This window comes from Spirosoma daeguense (assembly GCF_054776875.1).
Window position 1 is genome coordinate 359218 of record NZ_BAAHBF010000003.1, and the last position, 25149, is coordinate 384366.

General features: G+C 45.9%; 17 protein-coding genes and 1 riboswitch. Of the genes, 9 read left to right on the forward strand and 8 right to left on the reverse strand.

Annotation, left to right across the window (positions count from 1 at the left end):
• Positions 1-83 precede the first annotated feature (83 nt).
• From ACYVD4_RS10565 to ACYVD4_RS10580, 4 genes are all read right to left on the reverse strand, one after another.
• Positions 84-1676 carry a RagB/SusD family nutrient uptake outer membrane protein gene (locus tag ACYVD4_RS10565; RefSeq protein WP_460945260.1) on the reverse strand — a complete coding sequence of 531 codons (1593 nt, stop codon included), beginning with the start codon at positions 1674-1676 and terminating at the stop codon, positions 84-86.
• Positions 1677-1690: 14 nt separating this feature from the next.
• A complete protein-coding gene (locus ACYVD4_RS10570) occupies positions 1691-4846 on the reverse strand; it encodes a SusC/RagA family TonB-linked outer membrane protein (RefSeq protein WP_460945262.1) in 3156 nt (1051 codons plus the stop codon).
• A 371-nt stretch (positions 4847-5217) separates the two neighbouring features.
• Entirely contained in the window at positions 5218-6693 is a 1476-nt protein-coding gene (locus ACYVD4_RS10575; protein ID WP_460945264.1) for a RagB/SusD family nutrient uptake outer membrane protein, read from the reverse strand.
• Between the two features lie 21 nt (positions 6694-6714).
• Positions 6715-9912 (reverse strand): SusC/RagA family TonB-linked outer membrane protein, encoded by a 3198-nt coding sequence (locus ACYVD4_RS10580; protein WP_460945266.1) that lies wholly within the window; start codon positions 9910-9912, stop codon positions 6715-6717.
• A gap of 562 nt (positions 9913-10474) precedes the next feature.
• On the opposite strand from ACYVD4_RS10580, the gene ACYVD4_RS10585 reads away from it, so the two are divergent.
• Positions 10475-11827, forward strand: coding sequence for an amidohydrolase (locus tag ACYVD4_RS10585; RefSeq protein ID WP_460945268.1), 1353 nt, complete (start codon positions 10475-10477; stop codon positions 11825-11827).
• Positions 11828-11892: 65 nt separating this feature from the next.
• On the opposite strand, the gene ACYVD4_RS10590 is transcribed toward ACYVD4_RS10585, so the two are convergent.
• Positions 11893-12687, reverse strand: coding sequence for an SDR family oxidoreductase (locus tag ACYVD4_RS10590; RefSeq protein WP_460945270.1), 795 nt, complete (start codon positions 12685-12687; stop codon positions 11893-11895).
• Positions 12688-12750: 63 nt separating this feature from the next.
• Positions 12751-13671, reverse strand: coding sequence for a S66 peptidase family protein (locus tag ACYVD4_RS10595; RefSeq protein ID WP_460945272.1), 921 nt, complete (start codon positions 13669-13671; stop codon positions 12751-12753).
• Positions 13672-13898: 227 nt separating this feature from the next.
• Between ACYVD4_RS10595 and ACYVD4_RS10600 the strand changes: the two genes are divergently transcribed.
• The 6 genes from ACYVD4_RS10600 (at position 13899) to ACYVD4_RS10625 (ending at position 20715) form a co-directional block, all read left to right on the forward strand.
• Positions 13899-15524: a Na+/H+ antiporter gene (locus ACYVD4_RS10600; protein WP_460945274.1), complete on the forward strand. Its 1626-nt coding sequence runs from the start codon at positions 13899-13901 to the stop codon at positions 15522-15524.
• A 142-nt stretch (positions 15525-15666) separates the two neighbouring features.
• Positions 15667-16671 (forward strand): glycosyltransferase family 2 protein, encoded by a 1005-nt coding sequence (locus ACYVD4_RS10605; protein ID WP_460945276.1) that lies wholly within the window; start codon positions 15667-15669, stop codon positions 16669-16671.
• Positions 16617-17435 carry a polysaccharide deacetylase family protein gene (locus ACYVD4_RS10610; RefSeq protein ID WP_460945278.1) on the forward strand — a complete coding sequence of 273 codons (819 nt, stop codon included), beginning with the start codon at positions 16617-16619 and terminating at the stop codon, positions 17433-17435. Before ACYVD4_RS10605 ends, ACYVD4_RS10610 begins: the two co-directional genes overlap by 55 nt.
• A gap of 53 nt (positions 17436-17488) precedes the next feature.
• Positions 17489-18658: a glycosyltransferase family 87 protein gene (locus tag ACYVD4_RS10615; RefSeq protein ID WP_460945280.1), complete on the forward strand. Its 1170-nt coding sequence runs from the start codon at positions 17489-17491 to the stop codon at positions 18656-18658.
• Between the two features lie 29 nt (positions 18659-18687).
• Positions 18688-19389 carry a class I SAM-dependent methyltransferase gene (locus ACYVD4_RS10620; protein ID WP_460945282.1) on the forward strand — a complete coding sequence of 234 codons (702 nt, stop codon included), beginning with the start codon at positions 18688-18690 and terminating at the stop codon, positions 19387-19389.
• Positions 19390-19524: 135 nt separating this feature from the next.
• Positions 19525-20715 (forward strand): glycosyltransferase family 87 protein, encoded by a 1191-nt coding sequence (locus tag ACYVD4_RS10625; protein ID WP_460945284.1) that lies wholly within the window; start codon positions 19525-19527, stop codon positions 20713-20715.
• Here ACYVD4_RS10625 and ACYVD4_RS10630 read toward each other — a convergent pair.
• Positions 20708-21034 (reverse strand): DciA family protein, encoded by a 327-nt coding sequence (locus tag ACYVD4_RS10630; protein WP_460945286.1) that lies wholly within the window; start codon positions 21032-21034, stop codon positions 20708-20710. The two genes, ACYVD4_RS10625 and ACYVD4_RS10630, sit on opposite strands and share 8 nt — an antisense overlap.
• 180 nt (positions 21035-21214) lie before the next feature.
• Positions 21215-21319: riboswitch (SAM riboswitch) on the forward strand.
• 204 nt (positions 21320-21523) lie between these two features.
• On the opposite strand from ACYVD4_RS10630, the gene ACYVD4_RS10635 reads away from it, so the two are divergent.
• Entirely contained in the window at positions 21524-22837 is a 1314-nt protein-coding gene (locus tag ACYVD4_RS10635) for an O-acetylhomoserine aminocarboxypropyltransferase/cysteine synthase family protein (RefSeq protein WP_460945288.1), read from the forward strand.
• A 74-nt stretch (positions 22838-22911) separates the two neighbouring features.
• Complete coding sequence (locus ACYVD4_RS10640; protein WP_460945290.1) at positions 22912-23985, forward strand: homoserine O-acetyltransferase family protein; 1074 nt, start codon at positions 22912-22914, stop codon at positions 23983-23985.
• Between the two features lie 23 nt (positions 23986-24008).
• Here the strand turns inward: ACYVD4_RS10640 and ACYVD4_RS10645 are convergent, their stop codons facing one another.
• The gene (locus ACYVD4_RS10645) at positions 24009-25094 is read right to left on the reverse strand and encodes a lipase family protein (protein ID WP_460945292.1); all 1086 of its coding nucleotides are present in this window, start codon (positions 25092-25094) and stop codon (positions 24009-24011) included.
• Between the last annotated feature and the right edge of the window lie 55 nt (positions 25095-25149).

The following is a 25149-nucleotide window of genomic DNA, read 5'->3' on the forward strand; positions in this document are numbered from 1 at the left end:
TATGAATCGGTAAATGATGCATCTCTTAAAAAAAAGAACCGCTCCCAGTTAGAGAGCGGTTCTTTTTTAAATACCCAGAAAAATTAATAACCTGGGTTCTGTTGTGCTGCCAGTGTTGGGTTAACCGACACTTCAGACGTTGGAATTGGCCACAGGAAACGGTTGTCGTTATAAGGAATAGCGGCAATTCTGGTGGCGATAACTGGCCGAGTTGTTAGGTCATAGCTTGCTGCTGTAACTTGCGCAACGTCAATTTTCGCAGGAATACCGTTAGTCGAGTATTTCGTGTCTAATGACAAACGGTGAATATCTGACCAACGACGTCCTTCTCCGGTAAACTCAATCCGACGTTCGTTTAGAATCGCCAGTGTTAAATCGGCAGGAGCAGCTGTGAAGCGCTCAGCAGCAGGAACTGCCCGGTTACGAACAGCATTCAGGAGCAGTAATGCTTGAGCCGTGTTGTTTTGACGAGAATACGCTTCCGCTACGTTCAACAGCACTTCAGCATACCGAAGAACAGGAGCCCAGTCGGCTCGGGTTGCATATTGACGGTATTTGTAGTTAAAGTAAAACGGATAGCTTCCGGTCGACTGCTTAATCTGTAATAATGTACGACGAGTATCGCCGGCTACCCAGAAAGAAGCGTTGTAAAGGTTCGGGCTTGTAGCCACCAGATCACGACCAGTTAACGAAACAGGGCCAAACATACTAGGCAAAGCTCCGTTTACACCACCGTTCGACGTAGCACTGTTTGCAATTGAGAACATTGATTCCGCATTTGCCTGGTAGCTCGTAAAAGGCGTTTCTACACTAGCTTCGAGTTTATAGGCTCCAATAGGGCTCGTAAACGTGCCAGTAGTAGCAGCAGCGCCAAGCTTGGTACCTTCAGCGATAACGCCAGCCCAGTCCTGCATGTGTTGCTTGATACGAGTTTTCAGGGCAATAGCAGCACCCGACGTAGCGCGCGAAATACCATTGGCCGAACGAGTAGCTGGTAGATTCGTTTCCGCGAAATCAAGGTCAGCCAGAATTTTCGTGTAAGTTTGAGCTACCGTACCACGATCCAGTGCTAATCCTGCTTGTACTGTTGCTGTAGAATTTACTGGATTTTCACGATAAGGAACACCTGGTTTTGAGCCATTACCATCAGCGAAAGGCCGGCAGAAATGGATCAGCAATTCGTGATGAGCCAATGCACGCAGAAAACGACCTTCAGCTTCGTATTGGAGAGCCGCCGTTGGCGTAATCACACCCGTTGCTTTCTTAACACCATCGATTAGAATGTTTGTCTGGTTGACAAGAGCATATAATTGCTCCCAGTGGTTCACATTATTGGCCGATGTGGTGTTATATGTAGCTCGGTACGTAATATCATAGAAGGCTTGCAGGTTCACCATGTCTTCGCCCCGCATTTCACCCTGTTGGATAGAAGCGGCACCAAATGGATAACCCCGACCGGCTGCGCCATTATAAAGACCAATAGCCGCTGCCTGATATACACCGTTTGCAACTAATTCAATACTGTTTGCTGAGGTAAATGCCGTTGTTTCAGACAGCGAAGCTAACGGGTTAAGCTCAGTATAGTTTTTGCAGGAAGAAACAAGCAGCAGTGCACCCAGCAAGGTCCCCGACGCTACTTTCCCCAAGCTTAATGGATTTTTCAGTCCTTGTATCATTGATAGAATGTCAATTAGAAGTTCAGATTAAGACCCACAGTATACGTACGTGGTACTGGGTTCGTACGGTTATCCAGACCTGGCTGTGCATTGGCTGCCAGGTTGCTTGTCGTAATCGCGCTTAGCTCTGGGTCAAGACCTGAGTATTTGGTGAACACATGAGCATTCTGTATCTGTGCATAGATACGGAACGTGTTGGCTTTGATTTTATTCCGCAGTCCTGATGGAAGCGTGTAGCCAACGCTGATGTTCTGAACACGCAGGAACGAACCATTTTCGAGGAAACGGCTGTTTAGGCTTCCTGTTTGTAATACCGTCGCATCAGAGTTGAAGTATAGACGAGGAACGTCTGTTACTTGGCCTTCTCCAGTCCAACGATTTAACAGTTCTCTACCAGCGTTAGCGAAAACCTGGTTGTTCAACAACTCTTGCCGAGTAACGTTATAAATTTTGTTACCACCAGCAAACGTCAGGAACAGCGAAGCGTCGAAGTTTTTGAATGTAAAGTTGTTGTTGAAACCACCATACCAAGTTGGGTTACCAACGCCAAGAACTTTCTTGTCGCTCTGTGTTAGCGCGTTAGCTGCAGTTGCTACGTTGCTTGGGTTTGCTGGATCATACGTAGCCCATAAGAAGCTATTAGTAGCAGTGGTTACTTTACCTGTCAGGTACTGAACCTGTGAACCATCAGCCTTTTCGAAAATTGGATTACCGTTAGAAGCATTTACGCCACGACTAACATAGCCAAAGAAAGCACCAATTTGCTCGCCTACACGAAGTATGTTATAAGCTGAAGGTACATCCTGACCATTTACTAGTTGCGTAATTTTGTTGTTAACAAACGTAACGTTCAAGTTCGTGCGCCATGAGAAATCGCTGGTTTGGAAATTCACTGTGTTCAGCGAGAATTCAAAACCTTGGTTGTACATCTTACCAATGTTTTGGGCAATGGTATTGATGTTTGTGCCAGGGCCAGGAACGCCTAATGAGGGAGGAGTTGGCGCTTGCAGAATCAGGTTGTTGATGTTGTTGCGGAAATACTCAGCAGTTAAGCTAATGCGGTTAGACAGGAACGAAGCATCAATACCGAAGTTCAGTTTGTTACTGGTTTCGAATTTCAAGTCGCTATTACCCACTTGGTTGAAACGAATACCGCTTAAGTCGCCATATTGAGTGGCCGCAAATATACCTGCATATGGGTAAGCACCAATTTCTACGTTACCAACCTGTGCATAACCACCACGTAGTTTCAATTCACTTATCGCAGAAATTCCTTTCAGAAAACCTTCTTCTGATAAGCGCCAGCCGACAGAAACACCTGGTAGCAAAGCCGCTTGATTACCATGTGGTAATGAAGAAATTTTATCCTGACGAACAGTAGCACTTAACAAGTACCGGTCACCGAACGAATAGTTAGCACGGCCAAATACTGATTCAAATGCACGCTCAGAGGCAGAACCAAAGATAAACTGGTTGGTAAGAGAACCTGAAATAATATTGTTAGTACCGAAGTATTTATCCGACAAACCTTGTCCATTGGCTTCGAACCAACGGAACGTAGACTTCTGCAACTCGTAACCAGCTACAGCACCAATTTTATGCTGACCGAACGAGCGGTTATAGCTCAATGTATTCTGCCAGTTATAACGGAATTGTGGCTGATATGTCTGATCAACATAGCCCTTATAGCCATATCCATCGCCATGATCAGGGTTCCAATATACAAAATCTTCATTCGCTAAGTGGGTGATACCAATTTGCGTTTTTGCATTTAAACCCTTCACGATTTCGACATCTACGTATGCGTTACCTGTAATGTTCAGGTTCTGATTTTTATAGATGTTATTCTCAAGTACGAACTTCTGGTTCGTATAGTTACCATAAATGGCCCGTGTGTTTGCACCGCGACCCAAGCTCTGACCTTCTACGTTGTAGGTTCCATCTGGAAACTGAGCAGGAACGTTTGGAAACGCATATATTGCTCCGTTTACGTTACCCGAAAGAGCGTTCGTACCTTGGTTCAAGCCAGTGTTGGTTGTTTGCGTAACAAAAGCATTTAGACCAAAGGTTACTTTATCCTTGAAGGCTTTCTGATCAACCCGTGCCCGGAAGCTATATTTTGTCTGATCGTTGGCCATAATATTACCCTGCAATTTGGCGTAGCCCACTGAGAAGTAATAATTGGTTTGATCAGTAGCACCGCTGAACGAAAGAGCGTGGTTCTGCTGGAAACCATTGCGAAGGATAATATCCTGCCAGTTGGTATCGTAGTTCTGGCCTGTAGCGGTATTCGACGTTGGAAAGGCAGATGCTGCCAGTCCTGCATTAGTTAATTTTTCGTTAGTGACTGTGACGAACTCACTTGCGTTCATTAAGTCAAAACGTTTTGAAGGCTGAGCAACAGCTAACCAACCATCATACGAAACCCGTGGAGCACCTTTTTTACCTTTTTTGGTGGTTATCAGAATAACACCGTTAGCTGCCCGTGAACCATAGATAGCTGTTGCCGAACCGTCTTTCAGTACTTCAACACTCTCTATATCATTCGGGTTAATGTCGCCCAGTGGGTTATATGGGTTGCTTGTTGTAGCACCCTGGTTACCCGTAATGTAAGGAAGACCATCAACTACGTACAGAGGATCGGCTCCGTTCGAAATAGAGTTTGTTCCACGAATCCGAACCTTAGCTGCTTGACCTAACATACCACCAGGAACCGATGCCTGAACACCAGCTACTTGCCCTTGCAGGTATCTGTCAAAGCTAGGAATAGCAATGTTTTTGAAACCTTCGCCTTTGATGGTTCCAACTGAGCCTGTTACGTCCCGACGTTGCTGAGTACCGTAACCTGTTACAACAACTTCGCTTAATTGTTGTGAATCGCCGGTTAAAGCTACGTTAACCGATGTGCGGTTGCCGATGGCTACCTCCTGATTCGTGTAGCCGATGAAGCTAAATATCAGCGTGTTGTTGGCCGATGCACTGATTTTGTAATTTCCGTTGGCGTCCGTGTTCGTTCCACGATTTTCGCCTTTTAGCTGGATGGTTACACCTGGTAATGGTGATCCATCATCTGATGAAGTGACGCGGCCGCTTATAGTTATCTCCTGTGCTAGCACGGGTAGGCATAGCAGTAGAGAAAGCAACCAGCTTCCAAATAAAACTTTCCGCATTTGTGAGTAAAGATTAAATAAACATTAAAAATTAAAACGAAAATGGGAGACAAATATAACTGTTATCTTTGGAATGGTACTATTTATATATAAGATTTTTTCTAGCCATACAGTGAAAAGTTTAACGAGTATAAGTATGTAAAAAATACGCTATAGCGCTATGTAATAAGGCTATTTATCAACGTTTAATGCAAATTTGGTCATTAGCACTTATGCGTAATAGTGGATAAATTATGGGTAGACGAAATTGAATATTTTAATGAACGTGTAATTGCGAAGTTCTGTAACGAAAATTTAACATCTAAGCTTATTTGATAGTCGCAAAAAAGGCCAGACAATGCCTGGCCTTTTTTTATAAATAGATATTACGTTTAGTTATCTGTTGCTAGTTTATTCAGAGCTAATTCGCTCGAAGAAATTGGCCAGATATAATTTGGCTCGCTAGGTGCTTTGGCACCCACTGTGCCTTTTGCCGGAATGGTTTGTAACAGACGTACCAAATCATTGTTCCGCAAACCCTCGCCCAGAAATTCAATCCGACGCTCTAACAAAATGGCGTTGATAAGTGCAGTGGGCGTAGCAAAGCTGGCTGCAGTGTAGGTTTTGGTCGCATCAGAACGGTTCCGAACAGCATTAAGCAGAGCCACAGACTGGGCATCTATCGCGTTAGTGCTACGTACCTTAGCTTCGGCCAGATTCAGTAGAACCTCAGAATAACGGATCACCGGAACGTAATCAGTGTACGGGCTTGGAGCTTTGTATTTGGTCAGCCAGTTTTTTACCGTTGTAGTTCCCGTCTGCCGAATAAATGAACGACGTTTGTCGGTATTACGCCAGGTTGTATCCGCAATGATACCTCTTGGATTTAATGAATATTCGGCATTGCCCACACCGCCATTGGCTGACGTTGGCGAGTAATAATAGGCCAGCTGATTTTGTGTTCCTGGGAAATCGCCTGCTGTCGATGTCATCGGCATCGACATAATCGATTCGGTATTAGCATACGTAGTGAAAACCGTTGCGATGTCTGCCTGCAATTGATGTGCTACGCCTGTTGCGGCTCTGAAAGGAGCGGCTGAGCTAACAATTTTATTCGCTTCCGTAATAACACTGGCGTAGTTCTGCATGGTCAGATAAACACGGGTTTTCAGCGCAATAGCTGTGTTCTTATGCGCACGGGTCGTGTTATCTGAACTTGCTGTATACGTAGCAGGCAAACCGGCTTCTGCTTCGTTCAAATCTTTCAGAATCTGCGTATACACTTCGGCAACGGTGCTACGTGCCAGATCGGATTGGCCAACGCTGTTGATGCCGGTTAAACGTAGTGGAAGACCGGGTTTGTTACCGTTTCCGTCGGCATATGGACGAGCATAATACTGAAGCAGACTATAATAGCTAAGCGCCCGAATCAATTTAGCTTCTGCAATATAACGAGCTGCCAGATCGGCGCTAACCACTGTTGTGCCACTGGCTGCCATGCCATCCAGAAAGACGTTGCACTTGTTGATAGTCAGGTAAGCAAAGTACCAGAGGTTAACTACCGCCGTTGCACTATTGGTTGCGTTTAGGCCCCATACGTCAGAACCTGTTACAAGGTTCGACGTTTCGTTAATGAAATCCTCACCCCGAATATCGCCATAGATAACGTAGCGACCGCCGTAGAAATTACCGTCTTTCATGGCGCCATAGAGCGACAGAAGCTGGTTTTGTACGCGAGCCGGCGTACTTAGCGCAAGGGCATCGAGAACTGTTGTCTGCGGGATTGGATTGAGTAAACTCCTGTCGCAGGAGCTAAGCCCCAGCAGTGTCAGGCAGAAAAATATAGAATAATGTATTTTCTTTTTCATGATGTCTTTCTCTGTCAAAAATTAAAAACCAGCGCGCAGACCAATCGTGATAGTACGAGCATTACCAATCGTATTTCTGTCGACACCCTGGCTGGTGTTGCTGCCTGTACCAATACCGTTCGAGGAAACTTCTGGATCTGGACCAGGATATTTGGTCAATACAGCTAGATTCTGGCCGCTTACGTAAACCCGAAGGTTACTGATTTTTGCCTTGTTAAGCAGCGAAGTTGGCAGTGTGTAGCCTAGTGTCAGCGACCGAACTTTCAGGAAATCGCCTTTGAATACGTTGATATCCAGCGGGAAAGCCGAGCCGTTCGACGTATTGTCGTTGAATACAGGCCTTGCATATTTTTTGCCTGTATCGCCTTCTTTCTGCCATGCGTCGGTCAGTACGTCACGGTCGTTGTTCCAGAAGCGTTGATCGTGCAAACCGGAGTTCGTGCCGTAGTAAACCGAGAAGCCTAACTGATACGTCAGCAGAACACCCAGATCGAAGTTTTTAAACTTGAAATTGTTGTCCCAGCCACCATACACTTTAGGGTTTACATTAGCATACATAACGCCATCGGCAGCCTGTGTAATCGACGAGCCACCCGTTGGGCTAACGTAGCGTGTGGTACCGTCAGGTGTAGTCGAGTAGTTGAATTGACCCGATGGTGCATAGAACTGATAGTAAACGTTCTGACCTGCCGAGTTAACGAAAATACGTTTGCCGGTTGCCGGATCAACACCGTTTGTACGTACCACCCAAAGCTGACCGAGTGAGTAACCTGGCGCCGTCTGGTTAACCGTTTCCAGCGAGCCTGTAGACGTTTGGATTACGCCAAGACCCGGAGCCAATGCAGTAACTTCGTTCTTGTTGAACGTAATATTGAAGTTCGACGACCATTGGAATGCCTGTGTATTAACAACGCGAGCGTTCAACGAAACCTCAAGCCCCCGGTTATACATAGCCCCTACGTTTTGCGGAGGATAAACAACCGTAGTAACAGGGCCAAGTGGTCCTGGAATACCCGTCGATGGCGCTTGTGCTACGTTCAGAATCAGGTTGTTGATATCGTTGTTGTAATAGGCAATCTCGCCGGTGATACGGTCGTTGAGGATACCAAAATTAATACCAACATCAGTTTTGGTACTGGTTTCCCATTTCAGGTTGGTGTTACCCACATTCTGGAAAAACAACGTTGGAACACCACCGTATAGACCTGAGCCATACAATGAATAGGGTGAGTAATCATTGATACCACCAATGTTACCGACTTTACCGTAGCTACCACGTAGTTTGAAACTGCTGAAGATGTTATCCAGATGGGCTGATTTCCAGAAACCTTCCTGAGCAATTTCCCAACCAGCCGAAAGACCATAGAACGTTCCTTTTTTCACGCCTAACGCCGAGAATTCATCCTGACGTAAGTTACCACTCAGGTAATATTTCTCTTTGAAATTATAGTTTAACCGACCGAACGCAGAAAGCAGGTAGTTCTCAGTAAAAATAGCGTTCGAAGGGTTGTTGGTTGCCCAACCTGCCTGAATAACCGTGTAGTTCGGGTCAGAGATGTTCTGGCGGTTCAAGCCATAACCAACCTGCGTAGTACGTTGCTGCTCCTGACCCAATAAGAGACTGAAATTATGGGCACCGCCAAACGAACGGTCAAATTGAGCCGTATTAGTCCACAACCAGGTTTGTAATTTACGGAAGTTGCTCGTCGCGTTTCCTGTTGAAGCATAACCATCGCTCGTGATTGGCGACTGATATAAATCGTTATCAACCAGCAGATAATCAATACCGTATGTGCTTCTTAACGTAATCCAATCCAGCGGTTTAAACTGCAAATAAGCGTTCGACTGGATGTGGTCATTCATAGTGTTAGACCGGTTTAAGTCTAACATTGGTTGCGGGTTAGGATAAGAAATCGACGTACCAATCACATTATTGGCAAAACCGATGGCCGAACCATTCAGGTTATACGTACCGTCGTTGTTATATGGCGAGAGTAGTGGAGGAAGAACCAGACCAACACGACCTAAACCGGCTGTATTGAAAGCCTCTCCATTCAGTGAGCCAGATGTTCCGGCCGACAAGTTTTTCTCATTAGAATAAGCGATTTTGCCACCAATTGTAACTCGTTTGCCGAGCTTGCTATCAACGTTAAACAGAACGTTCATCCGACTGAAATCATTTCTGCGAATAATCCCCTGTTGATCGGTATAACCAACTGAAAAATAATAGTTTGTGTTTTCACTGCCACCCGAAACATTCAGGTTGTGGCTATGTGATACACCTTGCCGATAGATGAGGTCATACCATTTTGTGTCGATGGGATTACCGTTGGCATCATTGGTCTGAACAAATCGTACAGCAGAAGCTGTAGGATTATTGGCAACGGCAGATGATTTGAAGTTGATATACTCCTGTGCATTCAACAATTTAGGTAAGCGATACGTATTCGCGAAGCCAACCCATCCATCGTAGGTTACTTTCACTTTTCCGGCTTTACCGCGTTTAGTTGTAATAAACACAACGCCATTAGCCGCGCGACTACCGTAAATAGCTGTGGCAGCAGCATCTTTCGCTACGTCCATGCTCTCAATATCGTTCGGGTTGATACTGGCCAGCGGGTTACTCGGTGCGTTGGTAGAACCCAGGTCGCCGGTGAACGTAGGTATACCGTCAACAACAATAAGGGGATACGAGCTAAGTGAAATCGAGTTTGTGCCCCGAATCCGGAATACAGGCGGGTTATTGACAATACCGTTGGGAACGGTGATTTGAACACCAGCCGTACGCCCAGCCAGACCCGATTCAAAGCTCTGAATCGGCATTTGGGCAATAGTAGATCCTTTCACTGATCCGATACTTCCTGTAGCATCCTGACGGCTTTGTGTGCCGTAACCGATAACCACCACTTCGCTCAATTGCTGTGCATCGCTTATGAGCGATACATTAACAACCGAGCGATTATTAACGGCTACTTCCTGCGAGGTATAGCCGATGAAGCTGAAAATTAACGTACCGTTAGCTGGTGAATTGATCCGATAATTTCCGTTGGCGTCCGTATTACTTCCCCGGTTTTCGCCTTTTACCTGAATGGTCACACCTGGTAGCGGAGACCCGTCGTCTGATGAAGTGATGCGGCCACTTACAGTAATATCCTGCGCTAAAACGGGTAGGCAGAACAAGATTGAAAGCAGCCAGCTTCCAAATAAAATTTTGTGCATTTGTGAGTAAAGGTTAAATTAACATAAAAAAGAATGAAAATACGCAACAAAGATATTATAGAGTAATGGAACATTAAATGCCGTATATGAGATTTTTTTTAGCTTTGTTCGAAATGCTGATTGTAAATACTCTATAGAGTTCAGACAGGTGAGATTCTGTAATAAAGCTATATATCAGTAGATAAGGTAGATTTGGAATTGGTTAGATAAGTTTATATAGGTCGTTGCAAGGATGGAGTAAAATAGGATAATTTCATGAATACGGCATATTGAAGCGAAAATAGCGGTATCCTAAAAGCGAAAGCCTAACTAATTGTAACCTAGTTATTCATTGTATTGATAGTAGATGATTTCAAGCCTATAAACAGGATAATAGTAAGAAGACTATTTGTAGAGATGGCTTGCCAGTTGATCTATCAGACTTGAAATGAAAAATCAATAGTAAGGGCTATTGGCAAAATGGGAAATTTTGAGTGCAAATAATCATGAAAAAGAATATTTTCTACGTTTCTCCTAGTAAATTAGGGCACAAATGAGAAAAATAAATAAATAGGATATTTTCATGAATAAATACGTCTCGGTTATAGCTGCTCTGGCAATTGGTGGTCTGGCTGTCCAGAATGCCGTTGGGCAAACAACAGCCCTGAATGCCCGAATGGATAAACTTGCCGAAGGGTTGGAAAAGAAAGTGGTAACGTGGCGTCGGGATTTTCATGAGCACCCAGAACTCGGTAATCGTGAATTTCAGACGGCGGCCAAAATTGCGGCTCACCTTAAATCACTGGGTATGGAGGTGCAAACGGGCGTAGCAAAAACAGGTATTGTTGCTTTGTTGAAAGGTGGTAAGCCTGGCCCCGTTGTTGCGCTACGTGCTGATATGGATGGGCTGCCGGTAACCGAGCGTGTCGATCTGCCATTTAAGTCGCAGGTAAAAACGGAATACAATAACCAGCAAACGGGTGTCATGCACGCTTGCGGGCACGATACACACGTAGCGATGCTGATGGGTGTAGCAGAAGTATTGAGTAGTGTTAAAAGCGATCTGCGCGGTACGGTTAAGTTTATCTTCCAGCCTGCTGAAGAGGGTGCACCGGAAGGCGAAGAAGGTGGGGCTTTTTTGATGGTGAAAGAAGGAGTTCTGGAAAACCCAAAGGTTGACGCCATTTTTGGTCTGCATATCAATTCGCAAACGGAAGTTGGCACCATCAAATACCGGCCGGGTGCTACGATGGCAGCCGTTGATTCGTATGCAATTAAAATTAAAGGTCGTCAGGCGCATGGAGCCGCTCCATGGTCTAGCGTTGACCCGATTGTTACGTCGGCACAGGTAGTTATGGGGCTCCAGACTATTGTAAGCCGAAATCTGCCGTTGACCGAAAATCCGGCTGTTGTAACGGTGGGTGCACTGCACAGCGGTATTCGCCAGAATATCATTCCAGAAGAGGCTAATATGATCGGTACCATTCGGACGTTTAGCCCGACTGATCAGAAACTGGTTCACCGACGTATCAACGAAATTGCGACTAATATTGCCGAAAGTGCAGGAGCAAAGGCTGATGTGAAAATCGACATCATGTACCCCGTTACGTATAACGATCCCAAACTGACCGACCAGATGGCGCCCTCACTTGAAGCAGTGGCTGGTAAGAATAATGTGAAATTGACCACTGTACAGACTGGCGCCGAAGACTTCTCATTCTATCAGCAGAAAGTACCGGGTTTCTTCTACTTTCTGGGCGGAATGAGCAAAGGGAAAAAAGTTGAAGAGGTTCCATCGCACCATACGCCCGATTTTCAGATAGATGAAAGCTGCTTCGTATTGGGTATGAAAACACTTTGCCATTTGACCACCGATTATATGGAATTTGCCAGTAAAGGAACGGCTGTCAAAGAACTTACCGCTAGCGGAAAATAGTTTTTGAGAACGTAGTGAAAAGCGGTCTGATACGTAGTAAAAGGACGTATCAAACCGCTTTTCTGTTAAACGTCAGTACGTTTTTTCAGAATCGTAGATAGTAGACCCGGAAGAAACCGTTTCAGGTAAATGCCGTAGATTTCCTTTCCTCCAATATAAACTTCCTCCTTCTTGCGTTTCACGGCCTTAACAAGCTGACGGGCAAACTCTTCAGGAGCCATTCCCTGATTCTGGTTATCGTCCATTTTGCTATGCTTATTACCATCGCCACCCAGCGCGTTGAACGAAATGGGTGTTCGGATGTAGCCGGGGCAGACGATTGTTACGTTCAAACCAGTATGGGCCGTTTCGGCACGTAGCGAGTCGAAAAAACCGTGCAGAGCGTGTTTACTCGCGCAATAACCCGAGCGGTATTTAGTCCCTAACTTGCCTGCTACGCTGCTCGTGACAATGAAATGACCACTTTTCTGCGCTAGCATACCTGGCAAAATTGCCTTGGTAAGTGCTACGACTCCGAAGAAATTAACATCCATCAATTGCTCATATACCGAGAAATTGGTGTCGGCTACGCTGCTACGTTGCGTAATGCCTGCATTCTGAAACACATAGTCAATACGTCCGAATCGTTGACGTACCGTTTCTACGTGCGTGGGTAAGATTGCCTTATCCGTAATATCGATTGGTAGAATCAGTATGTCACTTTCGGGCAAACCTGTCTGATTAGCAACCCGTTGTAACTCGTCCTTTCGCCGGGCCGATAAAACAAGTTTGGGCTTGTATTGAGCCAGTTCCAGCGCAATCGCTTCGCCAAGACCGGAAGATGCTCCCGTAATCCAGATAACAGAATCAGTGAAAGACATACGATTTGAAAATCAATACGTTTGTTTGAAAATAGTGGGATACGTAGTAATCGTGCTACGTTATTACGTTTGCTTGTACTTAAAATTGATACGTCCGTTTGCGGGTTGTACGACCAATTCAACGGTATGGCCAATGGGTAACGCCAGATTGTACGGTACGTGTCCCGCCGGGAAATCGAACAGAACCGGGTAGTTATAGGGTGCTACCGTGTCGGCAATAATTTCGAAAGCGTCTTTGCCGAAAGGTAAGGATGTGCTGATGCGCATGTCGGTAAATTGCCCGACAACCAAACCGGCTAACTCGGCCAGACGCCCCGACCTGCGTAATTGCATCATCATCCGGTCAAGCGAAAAAAGTGTTTCGTCAATTTCTTCGATAAACAGAATCTTTCCGGCAAAACTCAGGTCGGTAGGCGTATCAATCGAATTAATAAGCAAGGTCAGATTTCCGCCAATGAGTGGGCCAGTTGCACGACCCATACGATTAAGTGGATGATTTGAAACCGTATAGTGAGCGGGTGGCTCGCCGAACAGCCACTTACGTAGCGATTCTAATGACTCGATTCGATCTGAGCCTCCAAAATTACGCGCCATCAGACCATGCAGACTGACAATATTTTCTCGCTGTAATAGGCTAAGTAGCACAGTAATATCGCTGAATCCGACGAGCCATTTTGGATGTTTTTTAATGCCTGCTAAATCAAGACCATCGGCAATACGATAACAACCATATCCACCACGAGTAGTGATGATAGCCCGAACAGAAGGGTCATCAAAAAAGCGTTGTAAATCGGCCCGGCGGAGATTGTCAGATCCGGCAAACGGTCCATCTACTGCCTGTACGCTTTCACCTTCGATCACATTTAATTGCCAGTCTTCGCGCAGAATCCGCAGTCCATCGGCCAATTCATCATACGGAAACCAGCTTGCTGGTGAAACAACACCAACCGTATCGCCAGGACGTAAAAAAGGAGGGAGAATCAAAATTGTATACGTTTCAGGTTATCAATGTACAGCTAGGTCGTTACGTTGCTCATCACCCGGAACAAACTGGCCCTTTTTTGAGATAGAGCGAGAAAGTTGACTTGTTGATGAATTCATAGTGAATAGTTTTGTTACGTAACAAACCGCCAATAGGCTCCCGGCAAAGGTATAGCAAATTTGGGGAGCCAGTATGCGGTTGTCAGTCTGTCACCATTCTAGTTTATTCCATGCACCCAGTAGAAATTATAACTGGCCTACTCGGCGTTACTACGTTAATGACTGTAGTCTCGCGATGGCTACGTATATCTTATCCAATTCTGTTGGTTATTGTTGGCTTGTTGATTGGCTGGATACCTGGTTTGCCGCCTGTTGTGTTATCGCCCGATGTTGTCTTTCTTATTTTTCTGCCTCCTTTGTTGTATGGTGCTGCCTGGCAGATTGATAATGTAGAGTTAAAACTATATAGCCGCCCGGTTTCATTGTTAGCGCTTGGTCTGGTGCTGTTTACATCAACTATTGTAGCGCTAGTGGCCTACACCTATATTCCGGGTTTTTCGCTGGCACAGGGTTATTTATTAGGAGCCATCATTTCGCCACCCGATGCCGTGGCTGCATCGTCGGTAATGAAAGGGCTGACCGTACCGAAACGTATTTCAACGGTGCTGGAAGGAGAGAGTCTGGTGAACGATGCCACCAGTCTGATTATTTATCGTTACAGTCTTGCTGCTATCTTAACGAACCAGTTTGTGTTATGGGAAGCAAGCGTTCGTTTTGTGGGTATTGCTATCGCGAGCGTAGCACTTGGGCTAGCTATTGGCTGGGTCATGATTCGGGTGCATCGCATGGTAGGTAAAGATGGCATCAGCAGTACCGCCATTACGCTTCTGACGCCTTACAGTTCCTACCTGATTGCCGAAGAATTTCATATTTCGGGCGTATTGGCTGTAGTAACAACCGGTTTATATCTGTCGGTACGTACCTCCGAGTTTTTTACCCATCAGAGCCGACTGCAAACGAATTCGGTTTGGGAAGTTGTAACGTTTCTGATGAATGGGCTGGTTTTCATTCTGATAGGTCTGCAACTGCCATCCATCGTGGCTGATTTAAATGGCTACACCCTGCCGCAGGCGGTTAATTATGGACTGCTAATCAGTCTGGTAGCGGTCTTGTGCCGGATTGTCTGGGTGTTTCCGGGGGCCTACGTGCCGCGCTGGCTGAGTCAACGAATCCGGTCACGCGAGCAACGACCAACCTGGCAGCAGATCGCTATTATTAGCTGGTCGGGGATGCGGGGTGTTGTTTCGCTGGCAAGTGCACTAGCATTGCCCAACGTATTGCCCAACGGGACACCTTTTCCAGGCCGTGACCTGATTTTGTTTATTACGTTCATCGTTATTTTTTGCACGCTGGTGATTCAGGGTCTTACGTTGCCGCTGCTGATTGAGGGATTACAAGTGAGAGAGGCCATTGACGAAAAACGCGAAGAGCTTCGGTTACGACGTAGCATGGCCCAACAAGCCATTACACATCTGGAAGCCAACCATTCGGCCGGTTCTGTACACGACGACGTGTTGAACTATGTTAAAAATGCATATGAGTTAAAAATCAACGAATTGAATGGTACGCTACGTGCCCAGGGTATTGGAGAGCGTCCTGCGGAACTTTATCAGCAGGCCATTCAGCTTCAGTTAGAATTAATTGTAGTTGAGCGTGGTGTATTGGAATCACTACGTCAGGGAAGTTTATTAGACGGTGAAATACTTAGAAAAATAGAACAGGAGCTAGACCTCGAGGCAGCGCGGCTATCGTTGGTTCAACCTACTGAAATTGCCGCAGGAAGCAGCAGAAATTGAGCTTATTTACCAACAAGTAAGCACGTTTTGAAAAAAAACAAATAATTAAATTTAAGTAATAGTGATAAATTATTAAGTAAAATTACTTATTTTAGCGGACGCTTTGAGAAAGCCTGCCGTAACTCTTTTTAAGATAAAAATTATGAGATTGGAATCAGGTATGATTAGTCTGATTGTACCCGCTTTTAATGAGGAAGAAAATTTGCCTGTACTGGTTCATCGGCTCATTGCTGTAATGGAACAGTACAAGTCTTACGAGATTCTGATTATTGATGACGGAAGTTCCGATCAGACCCGTCATGTACTTCGCCAGCTCAGTAAAGCTTATCCCGTAGTTCGTTTCCTCTCTTTTTCACGCAACTTCGGCCATCAGATGGCGCTAAGGGCTGGTTATGACAATGCCCGTGGTGAAGCTGTTATCTGTCTCGATGCCGACCTTCAACACCCTCCCGAACTGATTCCGGCGCTCATCGAAAAATGGCGGCAAGGATACGAAGTTGTATATACCGTTCGGCAAGTCGATCAGAAACTTTCGTGGTTCAAACGTACTACGTCGACTCAATTCTATAAACTGTTACGTAGCGTATCGGGTCTGGAAATTGAAGATGGCGCGGCTGATTTTCGATTGCTCGACCGTAAAGTGGTCGATACGTTGAAACAGTTCAAAGAGAACGATCTGTTTTTGCGGGGAGCCATTTCATGGGTTGGCTTTAAGCAATGCCGGATTCTCTATCAGCCAGCCGCTCGTTATGCTGGCCGTTCGAAGTACTCATTCCGCAAAATGCTGAAACTGGCGGCAATGGGGATTACCTCATTTTCCACCAAGCCTTTATATTTGTCGGTATTATTAGGCTTTGGCATGTCGCTGTTTGCGCTGCTCTTTGGTGCCGAAGCTACCTACGAATATTTCTTTACCGACGCTACGGTATCGGGCTGGACCACGCTGGTTGTACTTTCTGTACTGATTGGTGGCGTGCAGTTTATCATGATCGGCATCATCGGCGTTTATCTAGGAAAAACGTTTGTTGAAGTAAAAGGGCGACCTGCCTACATCATCAGCGATACAAGTGAGATCGAAGAGACCGTAACAAAATGGCAAGTCCCGAACGAACAGGAAGACGACATATTTTATTTACCGTTGACGTAGAGGAGTTCGATACGGCTGTTGAGTTTGGTCATGATATTCCATTAAGCGAGCAAATAGACGTATCGACGCGCGGTTTAAAACCACTTGCCGAACGCTTCGACGCGGTGGGTGCCCGTACTACGTTGTTTACAACGGCTAACTACGCGCTCCATGAACCGGGTCTGATTCGGCGGCTTTCGCAACATCACGAAATCGCTTCGCACGGCTATTACCATACTACGTTCGAACCAGCCGATTTGCTTAAATCCCGGCTGGCGCTGGAAGAACTTCTGCAAAAGCCGATTCTGGGTTTTCGGCGGGCGCGAATGGGCTTTGTCGATCCGAACGACGTACAGCAGGCTGGTTATCAATATAATTCGTCGCTTCATCCGACCTGGCTGCCGGGTCGGTATAATCATTGGGGCGAACCCCGACACCCGTTTCGGGAGTCGGGCGTTTGGCAGATTCCGGCGTCTGTTACGCCAACACTACGTTTACCCCTATTCTGGTTAAGTCTGAAGAATTTTCCGTTTAGTTATTACAAACAACTCTGCCGCCAGACGCTCAAAGCAGACGGTTTTCTGAATCTGTATGTGCACCCCTGGGAGTTTACCGATTTGGCAGCTTACGAGAAAATTCCAACCTACGTTCGTCGTCATTCGCGTAATGAACTGCTCGACCGGGTTGAACAACTGCTACGTTATTTAAAACCGCTGGGTGAGTTTAGCACCATGAGTGAGTTTATGCAACAGCTTGGTACTGAACGTAGCGTTGTCAATAAATAGAAAATAACCTTCACCAGATAAGGTGGATTAGGTGAAACAAACGTCTGTTTCTGATGCTATCTTTTTTTCGAAAGCCCATCTTTCGTGACTATCGATTTATTTTCGGTGTATATACAGCCTTAACGCTGTTTGCCAGTTGCCGGATCGTTTTTAAATCGGGCTCCAATAATTATAAAATTTTCTATTACTCGCTCCAGCATCTGATTGAGGGAATAAGCATGTATTCGCTCTATCCGGCGCAGTATTCCGACCATTATCATTACGCGCCTACGTTTGCGGCTTTGTTTTCGCCCGTGTTTGCGTTGCCGTTTTCAGCAGGGCTATTTATCTGGCATTTTCTGTTTGCAGGTGTCTGGGTTTGGGCCATTTATCGGATGCCGCTTACGCATCAGCAGAAAGTATTTGCCTACTGGTTCAGCTTACAGGAGCTTTTCACATCGCTTGTCAACAGCCAGACTAATCCGCTTATTGCTGCCATTCCCCTGTTTGTTTTTCTCTGTTTTGAAAAACGCCAACCCTTCTGGGCTGCCTTTTTTATCATTCTTGGATTCAATATCAAAATCTACAGCCTGGTTGCGGCTGCGTTGTTTTTACTCTATCCCGGTAAAGTTCGTTTTCTAGGATCGTTGCTTATCTGGGGAGTTGTTCTGGGGATATTACCAATCCTGTTTACGTCGCCGGATAAGCTCTACATGCAGTATGAGCTATGGGTTACGCAACTGTTCATCAAATCGGACGGCGATAAATGGGCCAATACGTCTATTCACCGGCTGGTTCACGTATTCATCTCGCCCGACGTAGCAACGCCTGTAATTATCGGTTTGGGGGTAGTATTGTTCTGTACGGTTTATGCACACGTAAAGAAGTTTACAGAACGCACCTTTCGGTTGCAGATGGTGGCATCGATACTCATTTTTCAGGTTATTTTCAATCCGGTGGCTGAGTCGCCTACCTACATCACGGCCGTAACGGGCGTAGTGCTCTGGTGGTTTTATTGTCCGCAAACAATACTTGACCGGGTTCTGTTAATTAGTTGTCTGATACTCACGGTTTTTTCTCCGAGCGATATTTTTCCGGTTTTTCTGCGTGAGCAGTTTGTGAAACCCTACGTATTGAAAGCGCTTCCCTGCGTATTAATCTGGTTCAGAATTATCTACTTAATGCACGTATCGACGTCGGCAACGCAGGCGCGTCGCGAGGTAGATGTACCAGTATATTCTTAACTTATAAAAGAACTAACGTAACGAGTGATATGGCGTCAACCTGGCTGGATTTTTGGCAAAAAGAAAATAAGTTCGACAATGCCATGTCGAACAACTATGCTTACTTTCTGGCAAAGGTTGAGAAATACGTAACCCTGTCGAAAACGCAACGGGTGCTGGATATCGGTTCGGGGCCGGGTAATCTGGAAGACGCCTGGCACGACCGGGTTGCCGAAATTCATGGAATTGATATTTCGCAGCGTTACAACGAAATGGGTCGTGACAAGCATGCCAATCATCCGACTGTTTTCTTTCATGATTTGTCGCCCGACGATTATCTGAATTTCAGTCCGGTAGCCAATAAGCAGTTTGATATTATCATCGTGATGAGCGTAGTACAATACTACCGAAATGCCGATGAAGTAGAGAAGTTGCTACGTAACATCAAACAACTGGCGGCTCCGGGAGCGAAAGCACTCATCTGTGATATTATGGTTGGGGGTGGAATCATCAAAGATATTGTGAGCATTGTTAATCAATCCGTGCGGGAGGGCAGGCTGTTCGCGATGATGAAACTGCTTTTTGAATTACGGTTTTCATCCTATCACGAAGTACGAAAAGCAAACGGCTTTCTGGAACTTCCCGAACTGCAATGGCTCGCTCTTGCGCGCAAAGTCGGCCTGAATGCTCAGTTTACGAACGAGCCGCTAACGCTTCAAAAAGATCGTAAGAATCTGCTGATAAAGTTTTGATTAAACCGGCTGATACGTAGCAGGTTATCTACTTACCTGAAGGAAATTAATGACGTGTTAATCAATTGAACATGTCGTCGGTTGTAGTTTTGCCTGATCAGATTGCTAGGAATATAGCGCTGAGGGCTCAACTACATGACACACTTTTTCCAGCATCCTTTCTTTTTCAATAAACGTACTATTCTGGTTATCTGGACGCTACTGGGCGTTCTGACGGGCGTTAAGCAATATTATCTGGGAGAGCCGGGGGCTTTTATCAATAATTTTCTGCTGTTCATCAACAGCTTCAAACATTTGCTGGCTCACCAGAATCTGTTTCTGGAATACCCGGCTGAAACGTTCGATTCCTATCATTACGGCCCCATTTTCGCGTTGCTGATTGCTCCGTTCTATTGGATGCCGACGCTCCTGAGCGTTACGTTATGGAACGTATTTAATTCCCTATTTCTGCTTTACACCATTTACGAACTGCCACTGACCAATCGGCAACGGGCCATCGTAAGCTGGCTAGTACTTAATACGTCGTACACGTGTTTGCTAAATACTCAGTTTCATCACATTTGTGTGGGTATGATTATTCTGTCGTATACGCAACTGCACAAACAGCAGGAAGTTCGGGCAGCTGCGAACGTAGCGCTTGGGACGCTGATTAAATTATATGGTGTAGTTGGGCTGGCATTTTTTCCGTTCGCCCAGAATAAGCTGCGCTACGTAGTGGGGGGAATTCTATCGACAATCGTATTTGTTACGTTGCCCATGTTATTTGTAGGCGTCGATTACACTATTCAGTGTTATTATGACTGGTACGAATCACTGTCTTATAAAAATCAGCTAAATGTTGATCTGACCAATACCCGAACCGACGTGTGTGTAATGGGTATGTTTCGTCGGTTGTTTCACGACGCTACGTTGTCTAATCTATACTTTATTATTCCCGGATTGCTGATTTTTGCGACGGCTTACCTGAAAACAAACCTGTATCAGAACGTTCGGTTTCAGTTGAGCATAGTAGCCTCAACACTGTTATTCCTGAATCTGGCCAGCACCGGTTTCGAATCGCCCACGTTTATCATCAGCTTTACAGGTGTAGCAATCTGGTACGTCGTATCGGCCAAAACATCGCTGGATAACCTGTTGTTGGCGTTTGCGCTGCTGATTTCCAGTTTCTCGCCCACCGATATTTTCCCCGCCTATATTCGCGATCATTACGTGAATCAATACGCCCTAATGGTATTGCCGCTACTATTCGTATGGCTACGTTTGCACTGGACAATCTGGAAAGGAATGCCCGAAAAACAGGTAATGCAGGAAGAATTGGCTAGATAAAAATAACGTCGTCGATAACGTCGGTCCCCATGTCTTTGTTGACAAGTTGAATCAACTTCTGTTTGGCGTTGACGAGTTCGTTACGTAGCGGTGCTGACGAAATTTCGATGTGAAGTTTACGGTCGCGAACGTAGAGCCGATTGGTACGTGAAGCAATAGCTGGCCCCATCATACGGCCCCAGAACGCTTCGAGGTAGGTTTCGTTGAAGCGTCCCTGAAGTTGATACGCTTTCAACAACTGACCGATAGCGTCCTTTAACGTTGTGGTTCCTGCTACTCGGGTAGCATTATCGCGGTTATAACGGTAAGTCGGATTCATGACGGCGGTGAGTCTTACTGCAAAAGTAAACAATCCGTTGACTTATCAAGAAGCGATTTACGATTAAGCCCGAAAAAATCTGTTCGTGATCAGAAAAAGCTTCTAGTGTTTGGATTCCCATTATTTGGCTAGTATACTTGCGCCATCAAGTCAATTCCTACGCGTCTTCTAACGCGAATTGATTTATACAGAAGCGGGGAGAGATCAGGCTCTGCGAACCGCTGGCAACCTACCACATGGCAAGGTGCTAACTCCTGCCTAAAAGCATTTTAGGGACTATAAATCGAAATTAACATGCTCTACATCCGGTGCTGTATGCCCTTCAGGGCCAGCTAAATTTCCTCTGACCACTGCCGCGAAAACGGGAGAGTTCTTCGTGTGCTTTTTTGTGCTGTAGTGTTGTATGGTCATACTATTGTAACGTTTCCTACACCAGCCAGCTCTATTCCTACAAAACTCTATATCTGTATAACAACAAAACCTTTCACCATGTCAGAACTTCATTTCGATACGCTTCAGTTGCATGCCGGTCAGGAGCCCGACCCAACAACCAATTCACGGGCGGTACCTATATATCAAACCACATCGTTCGTTTTCAATGACTCGGCGCACGGAGCCGATTTATTTGCGCTAAAAGCATTCGGTAATATTTATACCCGGATCATGAACCCAACGTCCGACGTTTTCGAGAAGCGAATTGCTGCGCTCGAAGGTGGCGTGGCGGCATTGGCAGTATCGTCGGGGCAGGCGGCTCAGTTTATCGCGCTGACCAATATTCTTAGCGCGGGCGATAATTTCGTGACCACCTCTTTCCTCTACGGTGGTACGTATAATCAGTTCAAGGTGTCGTTTAAGCGGTTGGGTATTGAAGCGCGATTTGCCGATGGCGACAAGCCCGAAGCGTTTGCCAAACTGATTGACGAGAATACAAAAGCCATTTATCTCGAAACCATCGGGAATCCGGGTTTCAATATTCCTGATTTCGAAGCAATAGCGGCTCTCGCAAAAGGACTTGATTTACCCTTGATTGTTGATAATACGTTTGGCGCTGGAGGTTATCTGTTCCGACCCATCGAACACGGTGCTGCTGTAGTAGTGGAATCGGCGACGAAATGGATTGGCGGTCATGGAACCAGCATTGGCGGAGTAATTGTCGATAGTGGAAATTACAACTGGGGGAATGGCAAGTTTCCGCAGTTTAGCGAACCGTCGGAAGGCTATCACGGGTTGGTATTTAGCGATGTTTTTGGCGTAAATGGACCATTTGGCAACATTCAGTTCATTATCCGGGCTCGTGTTGAAGGACTACGTGATTTCGGACCTGCCATTAGCCCGTTCAACTCATTCCTTCTGTTGCAGGGCTTAGAAACCTTATCGTTACGTGTAGAACGTACTGTGCAGAACGCGCTGGCACTAGCCCAGTGGCTCGAACAACACGAGCAGGTTGAGTTTGTCAACTATCCGGGTCTGGAAAGTAGCCCGTATCATGAACTAGCTAAAAAATACCTGAAACGCGGTTTTGGGGGCGTATTTAGTTTCAAAATCAAAGGCGATAAATCAGCGGCTGATACGTTCGTAAATAGCCTTAAACTAGTGAGTCATCTGGCTAACGTTGGCGACTCAAAAACGCTGATTATTCACCCGGCCGCTACTACACACCAACAACTGAGCGAGTTAGAACAGGCTACCGCAGGCGTTGAAGCGGGCGTACTACGTGTGTCGGCAGGCATCGAATATATTGACGATATTAAAGCTGATTTCGAGCAGGCATTTGCGAAGATTGCCGAAACGGTACGTGTATAAACTGGATCAGGCGTTACGTTTCAGTTGCTCATGAAGCTGAAACGTAACGCCTGAAACGTGAAATAGAAATTTCGTTGGACTTACAATACTTCGATTACAAATACTCTTTTCCGCTCGAATCGGGCGAGAGCCTGGCTGGTTTCCGTCTGGCCTACACAACACGTGGTGCCTTACAATCTGACGACGTAGCATCAGGTCATTCGAACGTTGTCTGGGTATGTCATGCGTTAACGGGCAATGCCGATGCAGGCGATTGGTGGGGTGGAATGGTAGGTTCGGGCAAATATTTTGACCCGAATAAGGATTTTATTGTCTGCGTAAATGTATTGGGGTCGTGTTATGGATCAACGGGGCCACTGTCACCAAATCCGGCAACGGGACAGCCTTATTACCATGATTTTCCGGCCATTACCATTCGCGATATGGTAGGGGCTATGGATTTGCTACGTCAGGAGTTAGGTATCGAAAAAATTCACACCTGTATTGGCGGATCGGTTGGCGGTGAGCAGGCTGTGGAATGGGCTATTCTTCAACCCAATCTCATTCAAAACCTAATTTTAATTGCTGCCAGTGCTGTGGCATCGCCCTGGTGTATTGCCTTCAACGAAGCGCAGCGGATGGCCATTGAAGCTGACCCAACCTGGCGCGAACAACGTAACGATGCCGGAAGCAATGGTATGAAAGCGGCACGGGCGATGGCGATGATTTCGTATCGGAATTATGATACGTATGGCTTTACGCAAGCTCTGGACAACAATGAACAGCTAGACGAATACAAAGCGGCTAGTTATCAGCGGTATCAGGGCGAAAAGCTGGTCGACCGATTCAATGCCTTTACATATTGGACACTTTCAAAGGTGATGGATTCGCACAATGTGGGCCGAAACCGGGGAAGCATTCTGAATGCATTGGGCCAGATTAAATCGCGGACGCTGGTTGTCGGTATCCGGTCCGATTTGTTGTTCCCTCCTTCAGAACAGCAGTTTCTGGCACGCCATATTCCTGATGCCAGTTACGAAGAAATCGACTCGCTTTATGGTCACGATGGGTTTCTGATAGAGTTCCGTCCATTGGCAAATATTATTCGCAAGTGGATGGCGAACGTAGCTAATCAACCACAATCGGTAAAAATTGCGGCAAACCAATAATCGAAAAATCGGAGATTAGGGCGTTATGGTAGTTTTTCGGCCAGATACATGTAAGGCGGGTGGAAGTGATGCGTAAAAACTTTCTCCTGACTGTTCGGGTATTTGGCGAAGTAAGCACTATCGGCACGTAGCACTATGGTAGTGCCCGTTCGGACGTAGTGATTGCTGTTGTAATATTTAGGCGATACGTAGCCGTTGAGGTTTTTCTTTATCGTATTAGCCGCTACGTTTCCGAGGTATTTCTGGTAGTTTTTCTGTGCTTTAAGCGAAGGTTTGCTCAAGCTGTTGTATACGTGTTTCAACACAATACGATTTAGTAGCTTTTGTTTTTTGATAAGCGCAGGCGCACCCGCAAATGGATTGGTCGGGTTAAAATCATTGACCGTTTGAACCGTTAACGGCACTTCCGGTACCCAATCCGCCGAATTCACTACGTTATAAGCCCAGCCCTCCTGTGTAGACGCTTCATAGTCATAAGCGAAATACAGATTTCCTGGTTTTGGGCCAGCACTGCAATACGTTTTAAAACGAATATCGGTCGGAAGTTGCGCTTTTGTTTGCAGATTTTTTAGGTAAGCCGTCAACAAATAGGCAATCGCTCCCCCCTGACTATGCCCCATGATAATCATGTCTTTAGTACCCGCTTTATAACTCGAATCGATTTTGGGGAGAATATCTTTTACCAGAAAAGCCGTACTGATCAGCCAGCCAACATGCACAGCAGCCTGTGGATTAGACGCCAGTTCGTACCGAAACGTATCGGTATCACTCACTTGCAATTCGCCTTTTGCGGGTACCATAGCCGCATAAAAATTCGCCAGCCAGCTAACGCTATTGGCCGTAGTTCCCCGAAGACTTAGTACCGCAACCCCCTGATTATTGGTCCATAAATCCCACCGATTGTCGAGGCCCATAGTGGGTGAGCGATAAACGGGTTTGAATTGTTTTGGAACCGGAAACGCACTCACATAGGCCGAATCACCAAAACGAGCTGACACTTTAAGAAGCTCGATATACTCAGCTTTATCAAAGCCCGGCTTGAGTTTTTGTGCGAATAATAAAGTTGGTATTAACGGAATTAGGATCGATACGTACAGGAGCTTTTTCATGATGTTGATGATAGTCACTACGTAGTACAACTTACACTTGTAGCGACAGAAAGAT

Excerpts from the sequence above, each read along its gene's own strand:
- ACYVD4_RS10610 (WP_460945278.1), top strand. The coding sequence starts at position 16,617 with ATGGCAAGTCCCGAACGAACAGGAAGACGACATATTTTATTTACCGTT.
- ACYVD4_RS10615 (WP_460945280.1), top strand. The coding sequence starts at position 17,489 with ATGCTATCTTTTTTTCGAAAGCCCATCTTTCGTGACTATCGATTTATT.
- ACYVD4_RS10565 (WP_460945260.1), bottom strand. The coding sequence starts at position 1,676 with ATGATACAAGGACTGAAAAATCCATTAAGCTTGGGGAAAGTAGCGTCG.
- ACYVD4_RS10600 (WP_460945274.1), top strand. The coding sequence starts at position 13,899 with ATGCACCCAGTAGAAATTATAACTGGCCTACTCGGCGTTACTACGTTA.
- ACYVD4_RS10590 (WP_460945270.1), bottom strand. The coding sequence starts at position 12,687 with ATGTCTTTCACTGATTCTGTTATCTGGATTACGGGAGCATCTTCCGGT.
- ACYVD4_RS10630 (WP_460945286.1), bottom strand. The coding sequence starts at position 21,034 with ATGAATCCGACTTACCGTTATAACCGCGATAATGCTACCCGAGTAGCA.
- ACYVD4_RS10645 (WP_460945292.1), bottom strand. The coding sequence starts at position 25,094 with ATGAAAAAGCTCCTGTACGTATCGATCCTAATTCCGTTAATACCAACT.
- ACYVD4_RS10605 (WP_460945276.1), top strand. The coding sequence starts at position 15,667 with ATGAGATTGGAATCAGGTATGATTAGTCTGATTGTACCCGCTTTTAAT.
- ACYVD4_RS10585 (WP_460945268.1), top strand. The coding sequence starts at position 10,475 with ATGAATAAATACGTCTCGGTTATAGCTGCTCTGGCAATTGGTGGTCTG.
- ACYVD4_RS10635 (WP_460945288.1), top strand. The coding sequence starts at position 21,524 with ATGTCAGAACTTCATTTCGATACGCTTCAGTTGCATGCCGGTCAGGAG.
- ACYVD4_RS10625 (WP_460945284.1), top strand. The coding sequence starts at position 19,525 with ATGACACACTTTTTCCAGCATCCTTTCTTTTTCAATAAACGTACTATT.
- ACYVD4_RS10570 (WP_460945262.1), bottom strand. The coding sequence starts at position 4,846 with ATGCGGAAAGTTTTATTTGGAAGCTGGTTGCTTTCTCTACTGCTATGC.
- ACYVD4_RS10580 (WP_460945266.1), bottom strand. The coding sequence starts at position 9,912 with ATGCACAAAATTTTATTTGGAAGCTGGCTGCTTTCAATCTTGTTCTGC.
- ACYVD4_RS10575 (WP_460945264.1), bottom strand. The coding sequence starts at position 6,693 with ATGAAAAAGAAAATACATTATTCTATATTTTTCTGCCTGACACTGCTG.
- ACYVD4_RS10620 (WP_460945282.1), top strand. The coding sequence starts at position 18,688 with ATGGCGTCAACCTGGCTGGATTTTTGGCAAAAAGAAAATAAGTTCGAC.